Below are 18,130 nucleotides of genomic sequence, written 5' to 3'. Positions count from 1 at the left end.
CCCCACCCGCCGGGCGCACCGGGTGCGCCCGGCGCCCCCGCCGCCGGCGCGCCCCAGGGCGTCCACCACGCGCCGACGGTGTTCGCCGCGTCTCCACCCCCGATCGGCCAGGGAGCCCCGGGGGGCCCTGGCACCCAAGGCAGCCCGCACGCTCCTGGTGGCCCCGGTGGCCCCGGTGGCCCCGGTGCCCCGGTCGGTCCCGGTGCCCCTGGTAGCCCCGGTGCTCCGGGCGCCCCGGTCGGTCCCGGTGTCCCTGGTGGCCCCGGTGCTCCGGGCGCCCCGGTCGGTCCCGGTGTCCCTGGTGGCCCCGGTGGTCCAGGTGTCCCGGTCGGTCCCGGTGCCCCTGGTGGCCCCGGTGGTCCAGGTGTCCCGGTCGCCCCCGGTGTCCCGGTCGCCCCCGGTGCCCCGGTCGCCCCCGGCACCCCCCTTGCCGCCGCCCACCCCCCGGCCTACGGCTATCCGCCGCCCGCCGGGCAGCCCACCGTCGGGCCCGGGTATCAGGCCGTGCTGCGGTACCGCGCCCAGGACGGGTCGGAGCAGCAGCTCATTCGGCGGTCGGCGCCGGGGACCCCGCATCCGGAGTGGCAGATCTACCACGAGCTGCGGGCCATGAACGTGCCGCCGGACCAGGTCCTTGAGCTCCACACCGAGCTGGAGTCCTGCGAGTTGCCGGGGGCGTACTGCGCGCGGATGATCCGGGAGCAGTGGCCCCAGGCGCGGATCACGTCGATCGCGCCGTACGGCACGGACCACGCGAGCCGTCAGCAGGGCATGCGGCAACTGATCGGTCACCAGGGCGAGTTGCACCAGGTGGCCGACGGGCCCGCGCGCCCCGCGCCGGTCCGGGCGCCGCTGCCGTCCGTGGCGCCCGCCGCGCCGCTGCCGCCGGAGGGCGTGGCCCAGGAGATGGCGGCGGCGTTCGGGCCGGGCGTGTTCCGGTTCGAGCAGGCGGCCGTGGACCGGCAGGGCGTGCCGCCGGTCGTGGCGCAGACGCTGGTGACGGCGGGCCTGCCGGTGGACATGGGCCCGTTCTTCTGGGCGCAGGCCCAGCCGGGCCGCCCCGTGCCGACGCTGGCGGAGCTGGCGGCCGAGCGCGGTGTGCGGCCGGCCTCGGACGCGGGGTCGTACCTGGTCGTCGGCAGTGACTTCGGCAAGGCGGTCTGCGTCCAGTACGGCACGGCGAGCATCGTGGCGGTACCGGTGGAGGCCGGGCCGAACGGCGCGCCCGTACCGCCGCAGTTCGTGAACACGGGGCTGCCCGAGTTCGCGCGCTGCCTGGCGCTGCTGGGCCGTATGTGGCGGCTGAGGTTCGGGCTGAACCAGGAGCAGGCGGGGCGCTGGACCGTCGACTTCCAGGCGCAGCTCGCGGCGCTCGACGCGCCGGCGCTCGGGTCGCCGGAGAGCTGGTGGTCGGTGCTGCTGGAGGAGATGTGGGACGGGTTGCTGTGACCCGTGGTCGTTGACCGCCGTCAGGTCCCCGGGGGGCCGGGCCCGTACGCCGAGCAGCGCGTGCGGGTCCGGCCCCTCCGGCGTGTCTGGCCCCTCCGGCGGGTCTGGCCCCTCCGGCGTGTCCGGGTTCTCCGGCGTGTCCGGCCCCTCCGGCGTGTCCAGGTCCTCCGGCGTGTCCGCGCCCCCGTCCGCCCGGAGTGTCGCGTTATGAACACTTACCTCTGATCCATAAAGTCCCTTAAGTCCGCTATCGGGCGATGTACTGCGGGTCGGACGAACAGGGGTTCCAGGATGAGCAGCGCGTCGATGCCGCCACACGGCTTCGTGACCGTACGACGGCGCGGTTACCGTCCCGAGCAGGTCGAGGCGTGTGCCGCGGCCCTCTCCGAGGAGCGGGACGCCGCCTGGGAGAGGGCCGCGCGGCTCACCGTGCTGGCCCGGGAGATGGAGGAGGAGCTGGCCGACCTGCGGGAGGCCGTCGCAGGGCTGGCTCCGCAGACGTACGAGACCCTCGGCGAGAGCGCCCGCGGGCTGTTCGCGCTCGCGCGGGAGGAGGCCGCCGCCGTACGGGAGCGGGCGCGGGCCGAGGGGGAGCGGCTGGTGGACGAGGCACGGGCGTACGCGACCGACGTGGCGGAGGCCGTGCGCGCGCACGCCGACGCGGTCCGCGCCGAGGCCGACGAGTGGGCCCGGCAGCGGCTTCTCGCGGCCCGCGCCGAGGCCGACGACGTGCGCGTGGGTTGCCGGCGCGAGGTGAAGGCCGGGCGTACGGAGGTGCTGGGCGCGCTGCGGGAGACGCGGCAGCGGGTCACCGGGACCCTCGCCGAGCAGGCGGCCGAGCACGCGGAGCGGCTGGCCGGCGCGGAACGGGAGGAGGCCGCGCGGACGGCCGCGGCGGACGCCCGCCACGAGGAGTCCGTGGCGCGCGCCGAGCGGGAACTCGCCGCCGCCGAGCGGGAGCTGGCCGCCGCCGAGGAGGCCGCCCGGCGGCTGCCGGAGGAGGCCCGCGCCCGCGCCGCCGAGGTGCTGGCCGAGGCCCGGCTGAGCGGGGAGCGGACCGCCCGGGAGACGGAGCGGGTGCTGCGCGAGCACGGGGAGCGCTGGGACGACGTACAGGCACAGATGGACCAGGTCCGCAGCCGCATCAGCGCCCTGACGGGCAAGGCGGTGGACTGACCGGTGGACTGACCGGTGGACTGGCCGGCGGGCGTCCGGTCGCCGGCCGCGCCTACGTCCTCTCCCGCACCGCTCCCGCCAGCAGTTCCGGTTCCAGTGCCGCGTAGTCCCGGCGTTGCGCCTCCGTCCGGCGGCGGCCGGACAGGACCGTGCCGAGCCAGCCGAGGGCGAAGCCCGCCGGGATGGATACCAGGCCCGTGGTGGTGAACGGGAACCAGTTGAAGTCGGCCTCGGGGAAGGCCGCGACGGGGGTGCCGGAGACCAGGCTGGTCCCCGGCATCAGCGCGAGGACGGCGAGGCTGCCGCCGATCAGGGTGCAGAGCAGGCCGGTGCGGGTGTAGCGGCGCCAGAAGAGGCTGTAGACCAGGGCGGGGCACAGGGCCGAGGCGCCCAGGCAGAAGGAGAGGGTGGCCAGCGGCTGGAGGCTGCGGTGCTGCACCAGGACCGCGAGGGCGATCGCGGGAACGCCGACGGCGACGGCGGAGAGCCGGGCCAGCGTCATCTCCCGGCGCGGGGTGAGCGGCCGGGCCCGGGTGGCGAAGACGTCGTGGGCGAGAGAGTTGGCACAGGCGAGGATCATCCCGGCGACCGAGGCCAGCAGGGTGAGGAACATGGCCGTGCCCACGGTGGTGAAGAGCACGGCCTCCACCATCGTCACGTCGGTGCCGAACGCCGCGCGGGAGCCCAGCAGGTAGGCGGAGTTGCCGGCGGCGTCGGTCGCGGCGACCGTCTCCCGGCCGACCAGCGCCGTCGCGCCGAACCCGACCACGGTGACGACCAGCACGAACAGGGCCACGAGCGAGACCGCCCAGGACATCGAGCGGCGTACCTGGCGGGCGCTGGAGGCGGTGTACATGCGCATGGTGACGTGCGGGAGGCAGGCGCCGCCCAGCACCACCGCGAGCTGCGAGGAGAGCATGTCCAGGCCGGGCCGCGGTCCGGCCGCGTACTCCAGGCCGGGGTGCAGGAACGCCTGCCCGGCCCCGCTGCGCCGCGCGGCGGCGTCGAACAGGGCGCCGGGGTTCCAGCCGAACCGGTACAGGAGCAGCAGCGTCACCACGGTGCCCGAGCCCAGCAGCATCACGATCTTGAAGATCTGGATGAGGGCGGTGCCCTTCATGCCGCCGATCGCCGCGTAGCTGATCATCAGCGCGCCGACGCCGATGACGCAGCCGGTCTCCAGGGCCGGGCTGGAGAAGCCGAGCAGGAACGACAGCAGCTGGCCGGTGCCGGCCAGTTGCACCAGCATCATCGGCAGCAGGGCGGCGAGGGTGACCGCGCAGGCGGTGACGCGGACGGCGCGGCTGCGGGTGCGGCGGGCCAGCGCGTCGCCGAGGGTGAACCGGCCCGCGTTGCGCAGCGGTTCGGCCATCAGGAACATCAGCAGAAGGAGGGAGAGCGCGGTGCTCAGGGCGAGGACGACGCCGTCGAAGCCGAACAGGGCGATGACGCCGCCGGTGCCGAGCACGGTCGCCGCGGAGATGTAGTCGCCGGCGATCGCCAGGCCGTTGCGCATCGGGGACAGCGAGCCGTACCCGGTGTAGAACTCGTCGAGGTCGTCGCGGTCCGGGCCCGTCATCACGCACAGCAGCAGGGTGAGGGTGGCGACCGCGGAGAACCCGACCAGGAACATCGCCTGTTCGCCTTCGCTGAACCCGGTCACCGGGCCGCTCCCCGTCGGACGTCCACGGTTCTCTCCTGGCGCATCCGTTCCACGAGCGGGTCGACGCCGCGCCGCGCGGTGCGCTCGTACAGGGCGATCGCCAGCCAGGTGACGGGGAGCTGGAGCAGCGCCAGGAGCAGGCCCAGGGGGAGGCCGTCCGTGACGTCGGCGGTCAGGGCGGAGGGGGCGAACGCCGCCAGGCAGAGGAAGACGAGGAAGTAGCCGAGGGCGGTGAAGGTCGCGGTCCGGCGCTGCCGCCGGTAGGCGGCGCGCAGCTCCTGCACGTCGCCGAGGCGGCGGACGGAGGGCAGGCGCAGCGTCTGGTCGTCCTCCTGGGGCGGCTGCGGCTGCGGCGGGCGTGGCGGGTACGGCGGCGAGTATGGCATGTACGGGTCATATGACATCCCGTGCTCCTTGCGAGGCTCGGATCCGATGGTGCGGACCGCAGGGAGTGGGGGGCGCGGTGCGTGCGAAGTGCGCGGTGCGAAGTGCGAAGTGCGTGGTGCGTGGTGCGTGGGGGTGCGGTGCAGGAACGCTACTCGTCGGTTCGGGTCCGCGGGAGGTTTTCCCCAAACTGAGTGGTCGGTATGTGGATAACCCCAGGTGCCGGAGGAACCGGCACGGCTCACTCCGCGAGCACCGGGAACCTCCGCGGCGCCAGCGTCAGCAGCACCAGGAACGCCACCGCCGCCGCCCCCGCCGCGCCCAGGTACACGGCGTCGACGGCGTCGGCGATCGCGTGCCGGGCCGACTCGCTCGCCGTGCCCGGGTCCAGGGCCCGGGTCACCGAGTCCAGGTCGCCGCTGCCGAGCCGCGCGGCCAGCACCCCGTTGGCGATCGCGCCGAAGACCGCCGCGCCGACGGTCTGCCCGGTCTGGCGGCAGAACAGCACGGACGCGGTGGCGGTGCCCCGCTCCGCCCAGCCGACCGTCGACTGCACCCCGACGATCAGCGGGAGCTGGAAGAGGCCGAGCGCCGCGCCGAGCAGCAGCATCAGCAGCGCCGGCTGCCACGCCGCCCCGGGGTAGGGCAGGAACGGGAACGCGGACAGGATCAGCGACGCCGTGCCGATGCCGAGCAGCGCCGTGTCGCGGAACCCGATCCGGCGGTACACGTGCTGGCTCAGCGCCGCCGACACCGGCCAGCTCAGCGTCCACACCGACAGCACGAACCCGGCGGCCACCGGCGCCAGGCCCAGCACCGACTGCGCGTACGTCGGCAGGAACACCGTCGGCGCCACCATCAGCAGGCCCAGCGCGCCGAGCGCCAGATTGACCGCGGCGATCGTAGGGCGCCGCCACACCCAGCCCGGCATGATCGGGTCGGCCGCGCGGCGCTCGATCACCACCACGGCCGCCAGCAGCGCCGACCCCGTACCGAACAGGGCGAGCGACGGCGCGGACAGCCAGGGCCAGGCCACCCCGCCCTGCACCAGCGCGGTGAGCAGAACGCCGCCGCACGCGAACACCGCCAGCGCGCCCGCCCAGTCGACACGCGCGCGTGGCGCGTCGCCGCCCCGGCGCGGCTCGTGCAGATGGCGGACGATCAGCCAGAGGGCGACCGTACCGACCGGCAGGTTGACGAGGAAGATCCACCGCCAGTCGGCGTACGACGCGAGCACCCCGCCGATGCCGGGGCCGGCCACCGCGGACAGGGCCCAGACGGTGGAGAGCCGGGCCTGTATCCTCGGGCGCTCCTTCAGCGGGTACAGGTCGGCGGCGAGGGTCTGCACCGTGCCCTGGAGCGCGCCGCCGCCCAGCCCCTGGACGACGCGGAAGGCGATCAGCGCGGCCATGTTCCAGGCGACCGCGCACAGCAGCGAGCCCAGCAGGAAGAGGACGGCGCCCACGACAAGCACCGGCTTGCGGCCGAAGGTGTCGGAGAGCTTGCCGTACACCGGCAGGGTCACGGTGACGGCCAGCAGATAGCCGGAGAAGAGCCAGGAGAAGACGGAGAACCCGCCGAGGTCGCCGACGATCTGCGGGACGGCGGTGGAGACGATCGTGGAGTCGAGGGCCGCCAGCGCCATCGCGAGCATGAGCGCGGCGACGACCGGACCGCGCCTGCCGCTCCCGGCGGCCTCCACGGTGCCGCGTACCGCGTCCCTGGTGCCGTCCACCCTGACCCCTCCCTCTGTTTTCCCCGTACACGCAACTCGCGTGGACAGCTTCGCACTTGGGGCCCGTGCGGCGGGAGGGCGGACGCCGGGTGCACCGAAGGGAGGAGAGCGACCCTCAGACGCCCTCCCCCGGCAGGGGGAGCGCCCCTAGGGGTACCTCCGTACTACGGCTCGGGGAGGGTTCGTACCGCCGGAGGACGAGACGTCGGGTGCGGCGTCCTTAATCTGGCCTTACGCCGCTGGGGGGCGGTGAACCGCAGGGGCGGGGGTGGGGTTTTCCCCCGTCGAAGACTGCGCTGGACACCATCGCGGACGGCCCCCCGCGGCGGCCAGACTTGCGACACCGAACAGCCGATCCCGCAGCACACGACTTCCCGCCGGCACCGGCGGCTCACCTGATGACCGACATAGGAGACTTGCCATGACATCGGCCGTGACCATTCCCAGGGCTGGGAGCACCTCAGGGCGTACGGCCGTCGCCGCGCGGGCGCGGCAGGTCGTGAAGGCCTACGGGTCGGGGGAGACCAAGGTCGTCGCCCTGGACCACGTGGACGTGGACATCGCCCGCGGCGAGTTCACCGCGATCATGGGTCCCTCGGGCTCCGGCAAGTCCACCCTGATGCACTGCCTCGCCGGCCTCGACACCGTGACCTCCGGTCAGATCTTCCTGGACGACACCGAGATCACCGGGCTGAAGGACAAGAAGCTCACCCGGCTGCGCCGGGACCGCGTCGGCTTCATCTTCCAGGCGTTCAACCTGCTCCCGACGCTGAGCGCGCTGGAGAACATCACGCTGCCCATGGACATCGCCGGGCGCGGGCCCGACCGTGAGTGGCTGAAGCGGGTCGTGGACACCGTGGGACTCGCGGGGCGGCTCAAGCACCGGCCCAGCCAGCTCTCCGGCGGCCAGCAGCAGCGTGTGGCCGTGGCGCGGGCGCTCGCCGCGCGGCCCGAGATCATCTTCGGGGACGAGCCGACCGGCAACCTCGACTCCCGCGCGGGCGCGGAGGTACTGGGCTTCCTGCGCACGTCCGTCGACGAGCTGGGCCAGACCATCGTCATGGTCACCCACGACCCCGTCGCCGCCGGCTACGCGGACCGCGTGCTCTTCCTCGCCGACGGCCGCATCGTCGACGAGATGCGCGCCCCCACCGCCGACCAGGTCCTGGACAGGATGAAGGACTTCGACGCCCGGGGGCGTACGTCATGACCGTGCTGAAGACCTCCCTGCGCAACTTCCTCGCGCACAAGGGGCGGATGGCCCTCTCGGCGGTGGCGGTGCTGCTGTCGGTGGCGTTCGTCTCCGGCACGCTGGTGTTCACCGACACCATGAACACGACGTTCGACAAGCTCTTCGCCGTCACCTCCTCCGACGTGACGGTCGCCCCCGAGGGCGACGACGACGAGGACGCCTCGCAGAGCGGCGTCCCGGAGTCACTGCCTGCCTCCGCCCTGGACAGGATCGGCTCCGCTGAGGGTGTCGGGGCGGTCGAGGGCGCGGTCGTCTCGATGAACGTGACCGTCGTCGACAGGGACAACGACAACGTGGGCGCCACCAACGGCGCCCCGACCATGGCCGGCAACTGGACCGAGAACGACCTGCGGTCGATGGAGATCACCTCCGGACACGCCCCGCGCGGGCCGACCGAGGCGATGGTCGACGCCGACACCGCCGACAAGCACGGCCTGGAGATCGGCGACGAACTGCGCACCATCGCGCAGACCGGCGACTTCACCACGCGGATCGTCGGCATAGCCTCCTTCACCGTCACCAACCCGGGCGCGGCCGTCGTCTACCTCGACACCCCCACCGCCCAGCGGGAACTGCTCGGCTCCGCCGGCCGGTTCAGCCAGTTCAACGTCACCGCCGCGCCCGGCGTCGACGACACCGCGCTCAAGCGGAACGTCACCGAGGCCCTGGGCGGCTCCACCTACAAGATCCAGACCGCGAAGGAGGCGTCGGACGAGGGCCGCGCCGACATCGACGAGTTCCTCGGCGTCATCAAGTACGCCATGCTCGGCTTCGCCGGCATCGCCTTCCTGGTCGGCATCTTCCTGATCATCAACACCTTCTCGATGCTGGTCGCCCAGCGCACCCGGGAGATCGGCCTGATGCGGGCCATCGGCTCCTCCCGCCGCCAGGTCAACCGGTCGGTGCTGATCGAGGCGCTGTTCCTCGGCGTCGTCGGCTCGGTCCTCGGCGTCGCGGCCGGGGTCGGCATCGCCGTCGGCCTGATGAAGCTGATGGGCGCCGCGGGGATGAACCTGTCCACCGACGACCTCACCGTGAAGGTGACCACCCCGGTGGTGGGCCTGGTCCTCGGCGTCGTCGTCACCGTCCTCGCCGCGTACCTCCCGGCCCGCCGGGCCGGCAAGGTCTCCCCGATGGCCGCGCTGCGCGACGCCGGCACCCCGGCCGACGGCCGCGCCGGCCGCGTCCGGGGCGCGATCGGCCTGCTGCTGACCGGCGCGGGCGGCGCGGCGCTCTACGCCGCGGCCCAGGCCGACAAGGCCGCCGACGGGGCCTCGCTGCTCGGCCTCGGCGTGGTGCTCTCCCTGATCGGGTTCGTCGTGATCGGCCCGCTGCTGGCCGGCGCGGTCGTCCGGGTGATCAGCGCGGTGCTGCTGCGGATGTTCGGGCCGGTCGGCCGGATGGCGGAGCGCAACGCCCTGCGCAACCCGCGGCGCACCGGCGCCACCGGCGCGGCCCTGATGATCGGCCTGGCCCTGGTGGCCTGCCTGTCGGTGGTCGGCTCCTCGATGGTCGCCTCGGCCACCAGCGAACTGGACAGGTCGGTCGGCGCGGACTTCATCGTCGAGGGCGACCAGCGGATCGTGCCGCAGGCCGAGAAGGCGATGCGGGACACGCCGGGGCTGGACCACGTCACCCGGTACAAGATGCTGGACGCCACGCTGACCTCGCCCGACGGCAAGAAGGACGACGACGGCGTCACCGCCGCCGACCCGACCTACGCGCAGGACCTGCGCCGCCCGACGACGGCCGGCGACCTGTCCGCCGCGTACGCCACGGACGCCATGGCGGTCGGTTCGGAGTACGCCGAGGCGCACGGGGTGAAGGTCGGCGACACCATCGCCGTCGCCTTCGAGGGCGGCGCCACGGCGAAGCTGAAGGTCGCCGCGGTCACCGACGACGCCACCGCCATCGACCAGGGCGCCCGGTACATCAGCATGGACACGCTGCGGAAGTACCTGCCCGCCGACCGCGTCCCGCCGAACACCATCATGTTCGCGGCGGCGAAGGACGGCCAGGAGGAGCAGGCGTACACCGCGCTGAAGAAGGCGCTCGACCCCTACCCGCAGTACCAGGTGCGCAACCAGGCCGACTACAAGCAGGAGCTGAAGGACCAGGTCGGCCAGTTGCTCAACATGGTCTACGGCCTGCTCGCCCTGGCGATCGTCGTCGCGGTGCTGGGCGTGGTGAACACCCTGGCGCTGTCGGTGGTCGAGCGGACCCGGGAGATCGGCCTGATGCGGGCCATCGGCCTCTCCCGCCGGCAGCTGCGCCGCATGATCCGCATGGAGTCCGTGGTCATCGCCCTCTTCGGCGCCCTGCTCGGCCTCGGCCTGGGCATGGGCTGGGGCACCACCGCCCAGCGGCTCCTCGCCCTGGAGGGGCTGAACGTCCTGGACATCCCGTGGCCGACGATCACCACGGTCTTCGTCGCCTCGGCCTTCGTGGGCCTCTTCGCGGCCCTGATCCCGGCCTTCCGGGCGGGCCGGATGAACGTACTGAACGCGATCGCGACGGAGTAGCCCACCAGGACCACCGTGCACGGGGGACACGGGGGACGGCGCCGGGGAGTCACCACGACTCCCCGGCGCCGCGCGCGTGCCCGGCCCGCCGCCGGCGATCGCCTCAACGGGTGAACGCCGCCGAGGCGACGTACCCTGGACACCCCCGGCCCGCACCGCGTGTCGGGCCTGTCGTGTTGTCTGTTGTCCACGTGTTCGTCCACCTCCGGCACGGAAAGCGCCCCTCCATGAGCCTGCACGGTCTGCTCGATGCCGTCGTCAAGGACACCGCCCTCGCGGAAGCGATCGCGGCGGCCTCCGACGGCAACCGCATGCACGTCGACCTGGTCGGCCCGCCCGCGGCCCGCCCCTTCGCGGTCGCCGCACTGGCCCGCGACACGGGCCGCCCCGTGCTCGCCGTGACCGCGACGGGCCGGGAGGCCGAGGACCTGGCCGCGGCCCTGCGCTCGCTGCTGCCGTCGGAGGGTGTGGTCGAGTACCCGTCCTGGGAGACGCTGCCGCACGAGCGGCTCAGCCCCCGCAGCGACACCGTGGGACGACGGCTCGCCGTGCTGCGGAGGCTGGTCCACCCCCGTCCCGACGACCCCGAGACCGGCCCGGTCTCCGTCGTCGTCGCACCCGTGCGCTCCGTGCTCCAGCCGCAGGTCAAGGGGCTCGGGGAGCTGGAGCCGGTGGCGCTGCGCGGCGGGCAGACCGCCGACCTCGACGAGGTCGTGCGGGCACTCGGCGCCGCCGCCTACGCGCGCGTGGAGCTGGTCGAGAAGCGCGGCGAGTTCGCCGTCCGCGGCGGCATCCTCGACGTGTTCCCGCCGACCGAGGAACACCCCCTGCGCATCGAGTTCTGGGGCGACGACGTAGAGGAGATCCGCTACTTCAAGGTCGCCGACCAGCGCTCTCTTGAGGTCGCCGAGCACGGCCTGTGGGCGCCGCCCTGCCGTGAGCTGCTGCTCACCGACGACGTACGGGAACGGGCGCGGGTCCTCGCCGAGCGCCACCCCGAGCTGGGCGAACTGCTCGGCAAGATCGCCGAGGGGATCGCGGTGGAGGGCATGGAGTCCCTCGCGCCCGTTCTCGTGGACGACATGGAACTGCTCCTCGACGTCCTGCCGGACGACTCCATGGCCGTCGTCTGCGACCCCGAGCGGGTCAGGACCCGCGCCGCCGACCTGGTGGCGACCAGCCAGGAGTTCCTCCAGGCGTCGTGGGCGGCCACCGCCGGCGGGGGAGAGGCGCCCATCGACGTCGACGCGGCCTCCCTGTGGTCCATCGCCGACGTCCGGGAGCACGCCCGCGAGCTGGGCATGATGTGGTGGTCGGTGTCGCCGTTCGCCGCCGACGACGTCATGGAGGAGGCCGACACCCTCAAGCTCGGCATGCACGCCCCCGAGACCTACCGCGGCGACACCGCGAAGGCGCTCGCCGACACCAAGGGCTGGCTCGCCGACGGCTGGCGCGTCGCCTACGTCACCGAGGGCCACGGCACGGCCTCCCGCACGGTCGAGGTGCTCGGCGGCGAGGGCATCGCCGCCCGCCTCACCGTCCCCGGCGCGGGTTCCGCCGGCCTCGGCGAGCTGAGCCCCTCCGTCGTCCACGTCGCCTGCGGATCGATCGACCACGGCTTCATCGACCCGGCGCTGCGCCTCGCCGTCCTCACCGAGACCGACCTCTCCGGGCAGAAGGCGGCCGGCAAGGACGGCGCCCGGATGCCGGCCCGGCGCCGCAAGACCATCGACCCGCTCACCCTGGAGCCGGGCGACTACATCGTCCACGAGAGCCACGGCGTCGGCCGCTACATCGAGATGGTCCAGCGCACCGTGCAGGGCGCCACCCGCGAGTACCTGGTCGTGGAGTACGCCCCCGCCAAGCGCGGCCAGCCCGGCGACCGGCTGTACATCCCCACCGACCAGCTGGAGCAGATCACCAAGTACGTCGGCGGCGAGGCCCCCACCCTGCACCGGCTCGGCGGCGCCGACTGGACCAAGACCAAGGCCCGCGCGAAGAAGGCGGTCAAGGAGATCGCCGCCGATCTCATCAAGCTCTACAGCGCCCGGATGGCGGCCCCCGGCCACGCCTTCGGCTCCGACACCCCCTGGCAGCGCGAGCTGGAGGACGCCTTCCCCTACGCGGAGACGCCCGACCAGCTCACCACCATCGCCGAGGTCAAGGAGGACATGGAGAAGACGGTCCCGATGGACCGCCTGATCTGCGGCGACGTCGGCTACGGCAAGACCGAGATCGCGGTCCGCGCCGCCTTCAAGGCCGTACAGGACGGCAAGCAGGTGGCCGTCCTCGTGCCCACCACGCTCCTCGTGCAGCAGCACTTCGGGACGTTCAGCGAGCGGTACGCGCAGTTCCCGGTGAACGTGCGGGCGCTCTCCCGGTTCCAGACCGACACCGAGTCCAAGGCGACACTGGAGGGGCTGCGCGACGGCTCCGTGGACATCGTCATCGGCACCCACCGGCTGTTCTCCTCCGAGACCAAGTTCAAGGACCTCGGCCTGGTCATCGTCGACGAGGAGCAGCGCTTCGGCGTCGAGCACAAGGAGCAGCTGAAGAAGCTCCGCGCCAACGTCGACGTGCTGACCATGTCCGCCACCCCCATCCCGCGCACCCTGGAGATGGCGGTCACCGGCATCCGCGAGATGTCGACGATCACCACCCCGCCGGAGGAGCGCCACCCGGTGCTGACCTTCGTCGGACCGTACGAGCAGAAGCAGATCGGCGCCGCGATCCGCCGCGAACTGCTCCGCGAGGGCCAGGTCTTCTACATCCACAACCGCGTCGAGTCCATCGACCGGGCCGCCGCCCGGCTGCGCGAGATCGTCCCCGAGGCGCGGATCGCCACCGCGCACGGCCAGATGTCCGAGCAGGCGCTGGAGAAGGTCGTCGTCGACTTCTGGGAGAAGCGGTTCGACGTCCTCGTCTCCACCACGATCGTCGAGTCCGGCATCGACATCTCCAACGCCAACACCCTGATCGTGGAGCGCGGCGACAACTTCGGCCTCAGCCAGCTCCACCAGCTGCGCGGCCGGGTGGGGCGCGGGCGGGAGCGCGGCTACGCCTACTTCCTCTACCCGCCGGAGAAGCCGCTGACCGAGACCGCGCACGAGCGGCTCGCGACCATCGCCCAGCACACCGAGATGGGCGCGGGCATGTACGTCGCGATGAAGGACCTGGAGATCCGCGGCGCGGGCAACCTCCTCGGCGGCGAGCAGTCCGGCCATATCGCGGGCGTCGGCTTCGACCTCTACGTCCGCATGGTCGGCGAGGCCGTCGCGGACTACCGGGCCTCCCTGGAGGGCGGCGTGGAGGAGGAGCCGCCGCTCGAAGTCAAGATCGAGCTGCCGGTCGACGCGCACGTCCCGCACGACTACGCCCCCGGCGAGCGGCTCCGTCTCCAGGCGTACCGCTCCATCGCCTCCGCCAACAGCGAGGAGGACATCAGGGCCGTACGCGAGGAACTCGTCGACCGGTACGGCAAACTTCCCGAGCCGGTGGAGAACCTGCTGCTGGTCGCGGGGCTGCGGATGCTCGCGCGGGCGTGCGCCGTCGGGGAGATCGTGCTCCAAGGCAACAACATCCGCTTCGCCCCCGTGGAGCTGCGGGAGTCCCAGGAGTTGAGGCTCAAGCGGCTCTACCCGGGGAGCGTCATCAAGGCGACCGCGCACCAGGTTCTGGTACCGCGTCCGAAGACCGCGAAGGTGGGCGGCAAGCCGCTCGTCGGCCGGGAGCTGCTGGGGTGGGTCGGGGAGTTCCTGACGTCCGTCGTCGGGTCGTGACGCCCGTCCCCGGGTCGTAGCGGGCCGCGGGAGGCGGCGGCCGGCCCCGCAGGTCCAGGGCGGCCCGCGCTTTCGCTCGCACGTCCGTGAAACACCAGGTCAACCGGGCCCGGACAGAGCGGAGCCGTCCGCGGTGCCCATCGGCACCGCGGACGGCCGCACGTCGGGGAACGTCTACCGCTGGTCCGGCCGGCCGCCGCCCCGCTTGCCCATGCCCATCCGGTCCTCGGCCTGCTGCTGCGCGGCGTCGACCTGCTTCTCGTACTTGCCGCCGGTCCGCTGATTGACCTGCTTCTCGGCGGCGTCGGACAGCTTGCGCGACTTGTCCTTGTCCTTGCCGACCATGCTCTTCATCTTGTCGAAGATGCCCATGCGGATCTCCTTCCGGACGTGCCTCGACATCCACCGTACGTCCGAATGGTCGGGTATGCCCGTTAAGGGCCCCTATGGTCTGGACCTCTCCCTCGCTACCGTGAAGCGGACGAACGAGAAAAGGGGAGGCACCCAGGTGAAACGTCACGGCAGGATGCGAACCGGAGTGGCCGTGTGCGCGGCGCTGCTCCTGGCCACCGGATGTGAGGGGCTGGACGGCGCCGACTCCGCGAAGGGAAGCGGAAGCGGGAGCGAAAGCGGCAGCGGCGGGGGCGGGAGCGCGTCCGAGGCGCCCGCCGGACGGGCGGCCAGCCCGTTCGACAACCCGGACGGCACCAAGCCGGGCCTCGCGGTGGTGTCGGGCGAGGCCGAGGAGACGAAGGCCCGCGAGCTGATCGAGAAGGTGGAGACCAAGGGCCGCGGCCCCAAGACGGGCTACGACCGCGACGAGTTCGGCTACGCGTGGATGGACACGGCCGACGGCGTGCCGTTCGCCCGCAACGGCTGCGACACCCGCAACGACGTCCTCCAGCGCGACGGCGAGGACGTGAAGTTCAAGTCCGGGTCGGACTGCGTCGTCATCTCCATGACCCTGGACGACCCCTACACCGCCAAGACCATCGAGTGGCGCAAGGAGGACGCCGCCGAGGTGCAGATCGACCACGTCGTCCCGCTCTCCTACAGCTGGCAGATGGGCTCCGCCCGCTGGGACGAGAAGAAGCGGCGGCAGCTCGCCAACGACCCCCTCAACCTCATCCCGGTCGACGGCTCCGCCAACTCCTCCAAGAGCGACTCGGGACCCGCCTCCTGGCTCCCGCCCAACAAGAAGATCCGCTGCGCCTACGCGGTCCGGGTCGCCCAGGTCGCCGTGAAGTACGAACTGCCGGTGACAGCCGCGGACAAGGAGAAGATGACGGCGCAGTGCGGGGGCTGACCCGGGCGTGAACACTGCCGGGGTCACCGCCGGCCCGCCTACGGTGGCCCCATGAAGCTGACGACGTCGAATCTCGCCGACCGCCCCGACCTGCGCGAGCGGGTCCTCGGCATGGCCGACAGCTGGCCGGAGTTCATCGTCAACGACCTGGTGGGCAACGCCCATTACCCCCGGATCGCCGCCGAACTCCCCGAGTACGTGCAGTTCGCCGAGGACGAGCACGGCGAGATAGTCGCCCACGCCCACAGCGTGCCCTTCGCGCTCGCCGCCGAGGGGCGGGGCACGCTGCCCGCCCGGGGCTGGGACGAGGTGCTGGCGTGGGCCTTCGCCGACCTGCGGCACGGGGCCGTGCCCGACACGGTCAGTGCGATATCCGTCGTCGTCGCCCCGCACGCGCAGGGCCGCGGCCTGTCGGCGCTGATGCTGGGCGCGATGCGCGAACACGCCCGCGCCGCCGGCTTCCGCGAGGTCGTCGCCCCCGTCCGCCCCAGCGCCAAGCACCTCGAACCCCGCACCCCGATCGGGGCGTACGCCCATCGCGTACGTGCCGACGGGCTGCCCCACGACCCGTGGCTGCGGGTCCACGCCCGAGCGGGTGCCGTCATCGACTCCGTGGCCCCGGCCTCCATGACCGTCGCCGCCCCGCTGACGGACTGGCGCCGCTGGACGGGCCTGCCCTTCGACACGGCGGGGGAGATCGAGGTGCCCGGCGCCCTGGTGCCGGTGCGCTGCGAACCGGACCACGGGTACGCGGTGTACGTCGAGCCGAACGTGTGGATGCGGCACACGTGGTGAGGCCCGGGGCAGGCGCCGCGTCGGCGCCCGCCCCGGCCGGTCCGTGCGGCACGGTCACTCGGCGGGCGGCGCCGGGAGCTCGTGCGCGGTGAAGGTGGGCGCGGGCTTGGCGCCGCCGGCGGAACGGGCGGCGGCACCGGTGGCGCCGGCCTCGTAGACGCGGGTCTGGTTGCTGCCGGTGCGGAAGGTGTAGGCCCAGGTGGGGCCGGAGGCGTTGGTGTAGAGGAAGGCGGTGGGGTCGGTCGCCGCGGTGTCCCAGTTCAGCTGCTGCCAGGTGCGCCAGGTGCCGGAGCCCTGGGTCTGCTCACCGGTGTTGTAGGTGTAGCCGTCCTCGGCGCGGGCGACGATCTCGGTGATGCCGGTCAGCGGGCTGATGACGACCGACGGGGAACCGGCGAAGGTCTTGTCGGTGACCTGCGACCAGGCGGCGGGGAAGGCGGCGCCCTCGGTGGCCTGGGCGAGGCTGATGATGTGGCCGGCCGTGTCGCGGGCGAAGACACCGAGGCGGTAGCCGGGGTAGACGACGACGGACGGGGTGCCGGTGATGACCTGGTCGCCCAGGGTGGTCCAGGCGCCGACGGCCCCGTTGCTGAACGTGGCGGTACGCAGCGTGCCGCTCTCGTCGGTGCCGAAGAGCTGGATGCCGTTGCGCACGGTCACGGCGGTGAGCGGACCGGAGAAGCCCTCGCCGGTCAGCGGCAGCCAGCCCATGAAGTCGACGTTGGCGCGCTGCTGCATCCGGTACCAGGGCTTGCCGTCGGCATCCACCGTGAACTGCGCGAGGACCCCGTCGGCCGTCTTGGCGGTGACCGGGCGCTCGGCCATCGCACCGGCCAGGTTGACCCAGTCACCCCAGTCCGGGCTGCTCGCCGCGTGCCGGCGCCACCAGATCTCGCTGGTGACGTTCTGCGCGGTCAGCGCGGTGCGGCCGTCCGGCTGCTCGGCGAGCTGCGGCTGACCGGAGAAGCCCTCGTTGCCCGAGACGGTCGTCCACTGCACGGAGTTGAAGTCCGACGGGTCGGTCTGCCGGCCGTGGACCAGATGCCCGATGTTGTCCGTGTAGGCGTACTCGATCTCCCCGGAGGCCGGCTGGAGGACGCTGTTCGGCGTGAAGGACTCGTAAGCGATCGTCGGGCTGGCCGGGGTGTGGCTCGCGGTCAGCCGGCAGGCGTCCGGCGCGCCGGTCACACTGGTGTAACCGGACCACCAGGAGCCGCTGCCGAGGAGCACGTTGTAGGGGTCGAAGTCGCCCGCGTCCTCGCGGAAGCGGTACTGGCGGACCTCTCCGTTGGGCTTGACGCGCAGGATGGTGTCGCCGCCGAAGGAGGTGAGGTCCTCGGTGTCGCGCCAGTCCGCCCAGCTGACCGTGCGGTGCTGCTCGATCCACCGCTGGCTGGTGAAGTCGTAGCGCGAGCGGGTCAGGTTGCCGGTGGCGGAGTCCACGCCGTACACCACGCCCAGTTCGGTGGCGACGATGAAGCTGTAGCGGCCCCAGCCCGAGGCGATCTTCTTGTTGCTGTCCGCGGTCCAGGTGTCGCTGGAGCTGGTGTAGTGCGCGTAGCGCAGGTCGCCGTCGCCGTCGACGAACCAGAGGTTGCCGCCCCGGTCGGCGGTGATCTTGTTGCGGCCGGCGTCCAGCCGGTAGCTGGAGTAGGAGTCGCTGATCTTGCGGTGGTGGACGTCCCAGGTCGAGGTCGACGAGTCGCGGTGGCTGAAGTACAGGCCGTCCGACTTGATGCCGTAGAAGGTCGCTCCGTTGGCGGTCAGGACGCGCGGGTACTGGTCCCAGCCGGTGTCGATGGTGCTGGCCTCGGGCAGGGCCCCGGTCGCGCCGGCCGGGTCGCTGACGTTGCGCCGCAGCAGGCTTCCCGCGGTGGTGACCGAGTAGAGGGCACCGGAGGAGGAGCAGGTGATGTCGTCCGCGGCCTGGGCGGTGCCCGCGGTGGTGGTCATGGCTATGGGCAGCGCGGCGGCCGCGGTGGTGATCGCGATGACGCGACGGCTGAGCCGTCCACGGGACAGGGGTCTCATCGGCATCCTTCCGGACTGTGACTCGTGTGATCTGGCCG

The 18,130-nt window shown here is 72.8% G+C and carries 12 protein-coding genes; 7 read left to right on the top strand and 5 right to left on the bottom strand.

What is annotated here, in order from left to right; translation table 11 throughout:
• Together UW392_RS36370 and UW392_RS36365 are read left to right on the top strand one after the other, a co-directional pair.
• A partial coding sequence (locus UW392_RS36370) for an SUKH-4 family immunity protein (RefSeq protein WP_320779485.1) occupies positions 1 to 1,449 on the top strand: 1,449 nt, incomplete at its 5' end.
• Between the two features lie 291 nt (positions 1,450 to 1,740).
• Positions 1,741 to 2,625, top strand: a complete 885-nt coding sequence (locus UW392_RS36365) for a cellulose-binding protein (protein ID WP_320779484.1) — start codon at positions 1,741 to 1,743, stop codon at positions 2,623 to 2,625.
• A gap of 52 nt (positions 2,626 to 2,677) precedes the next feature.
• Here the strand turns inward: UW392_RS36365 and UW392_RS36360 are convergent, their stop codons facing one another.
• The 3 genes from UW392_RS36360 to UW392_RS36350 all read right to left on the bottom strand — a co-directional run bounded on the left by UW392_RS36360 (position 2,678) and on the right by UW392_RS36350 (position 6,407).
• Complete coding sequence (locus UW392_RS36360) at positions 2,678 to 4,258, bottom strand: cation acetate symporter (RefSeq protein ID WP_320779486.1); 1,581 nt, start codon at positions 4,256 to 4,258, stop codon at positions 2,678 to 2,680.
• Positions 4,259 to 4,284: 26 nt separating this feature from the next.
• Complete coding sequence (locus tag UW392_RS36355; RefSeq protein WP_320779483.1) at positions 4,285 to 4,674, bottom strand: DUF485 domain-containing protein; 390 nt, start codon at positions 4,672 to 4,674, stop codon at positions 4,285 to 4,287.
• A gap of 239 nt (positions 4,675 to 4,913) precedes the next feature.
• A complete protein-coding gene (locus UW392_RS36350; protein WP_320779482.1) occupies positions 4,914 to 6,407 on the bottom strand; it encodes an MFS transporter in 1,494 nt (497 codons plus the stop codon).
• A gap of 421 nt (positions 6,408 to 6,828) precedes the next feature.
• On the opposite strand from UW392_RS36350, the gene UW392_RS36345 reads away from it, so the two are divergent.
• From UW392_RS36345 to mfd, 3 genes are all read left to right on the top strand, one after another.
• Positions 6,829 to 7,617: an ABC transporter ATP-binding protein gene (locus tag UW392_RS36345; RefSeq protein WP_320779481.1), complete on the top strand. Its 789-nt coding sequence runs from the start codon at positions 6,829 to 6,831 to the stop codon at positions 7,615 to 7,617.
• Positions 7,614 to 10,181, top strand: a complete 2,568-nt coding sequence (locus UW392_RS36340) for an ABC transporter permease (RefSeq protein ID WP_320779480.1) — start codon at positions 7,614 to 7,616, stop codon at positions 10,179 to 10,181. The genes UW392_RS36345 and UW392_RS36340 overlap by 4 nt, the downstream gene beginning before the upstream one ends.
• Positions 10,182 to 10,408: 227 nt before the next feature.
• Positions 10,409 to 13,960 carry a transcription-repair coupling factor gene (gene mfd, locus UW392_RS36335; RefSeq protein WP_320779479.1) on the top strand — a complete coding sequence of 1,184 codons (3,552 nt, stop codon included), beginning with the start codon at positions 10,409 to 10,411 and terminating at the stop codon, positions 13,958 to 13,960.
• Between the two features lie 174 nt (positions 13,961 to 14,134).
• On the opposite strand, the gene UW392_RS36330 is transcribed toward mfd, so the two are convergent.
• Positions 14,135 to 14,332 (bottom strand): antitoxin, encoded by a 198-nt coding sequence (locus UW392_RS36330; RefSeq protein WP_320779478.1) that lies wholly within the window; start codon positions 14,330 to 14,332, stop codon positions 14,135 to 14,137.
• 154 nt (positions 14,333 to 14,486) lie between these two features.
• On the opposite strand from UW392_RS36330, the gene UW392_RS36325 reads away from it, so the two are divergent.
• A complete protein-coding gene (locus UW392_RS36325) occupies positions 14,487 to 15,266 on the top strand; it encodes an HNH endonuclease family protein (protein WP_320779477.1) in 780 nt (259 codons plus the stop codon).
• Positions 15,267 to 15,317: 51 nt separating this feature from the next.
• Positions 15,318 to 16,061 (top strand): GNAT family N-acetyltransferase, encoded by a 744-nt coding sequence (locus tag UW392_RS36320; RefSeq protein WP_320779476.1) that lies wholly within the window; start codon positions 15,318 to 15,320, stop codon positions 16,059 to 16,061.
• 54 nt (positions 16,062 to 16,115) lie between these two features.
• Here the strand turns inward: UW392_RS36320 and UW392_RS36315 are convergent, their stop codons facing one another.
• Positions 16,116 to 18,092: a tachylectin-related carbohydrate-binding protein gene (locus tag UW392_RS36315; RefSeq protein ID WP_320779475.1), complete on the bottom strand. Its 1,977-nt coding sequence runs from the start codon at positions 18,090 to 18,092 to the stop codon at positions 16,116 to 16,118.
• Between the last annotated feature and the right edge of the window lie 38 nt (positions 18,093 to 18,130).

This window comes from Streptomyces sp. CRN 30 (assembly GCF_034105845.1).
This window is presented reverse-complemented; position numbering and strand designations above follow the sequence as displayed.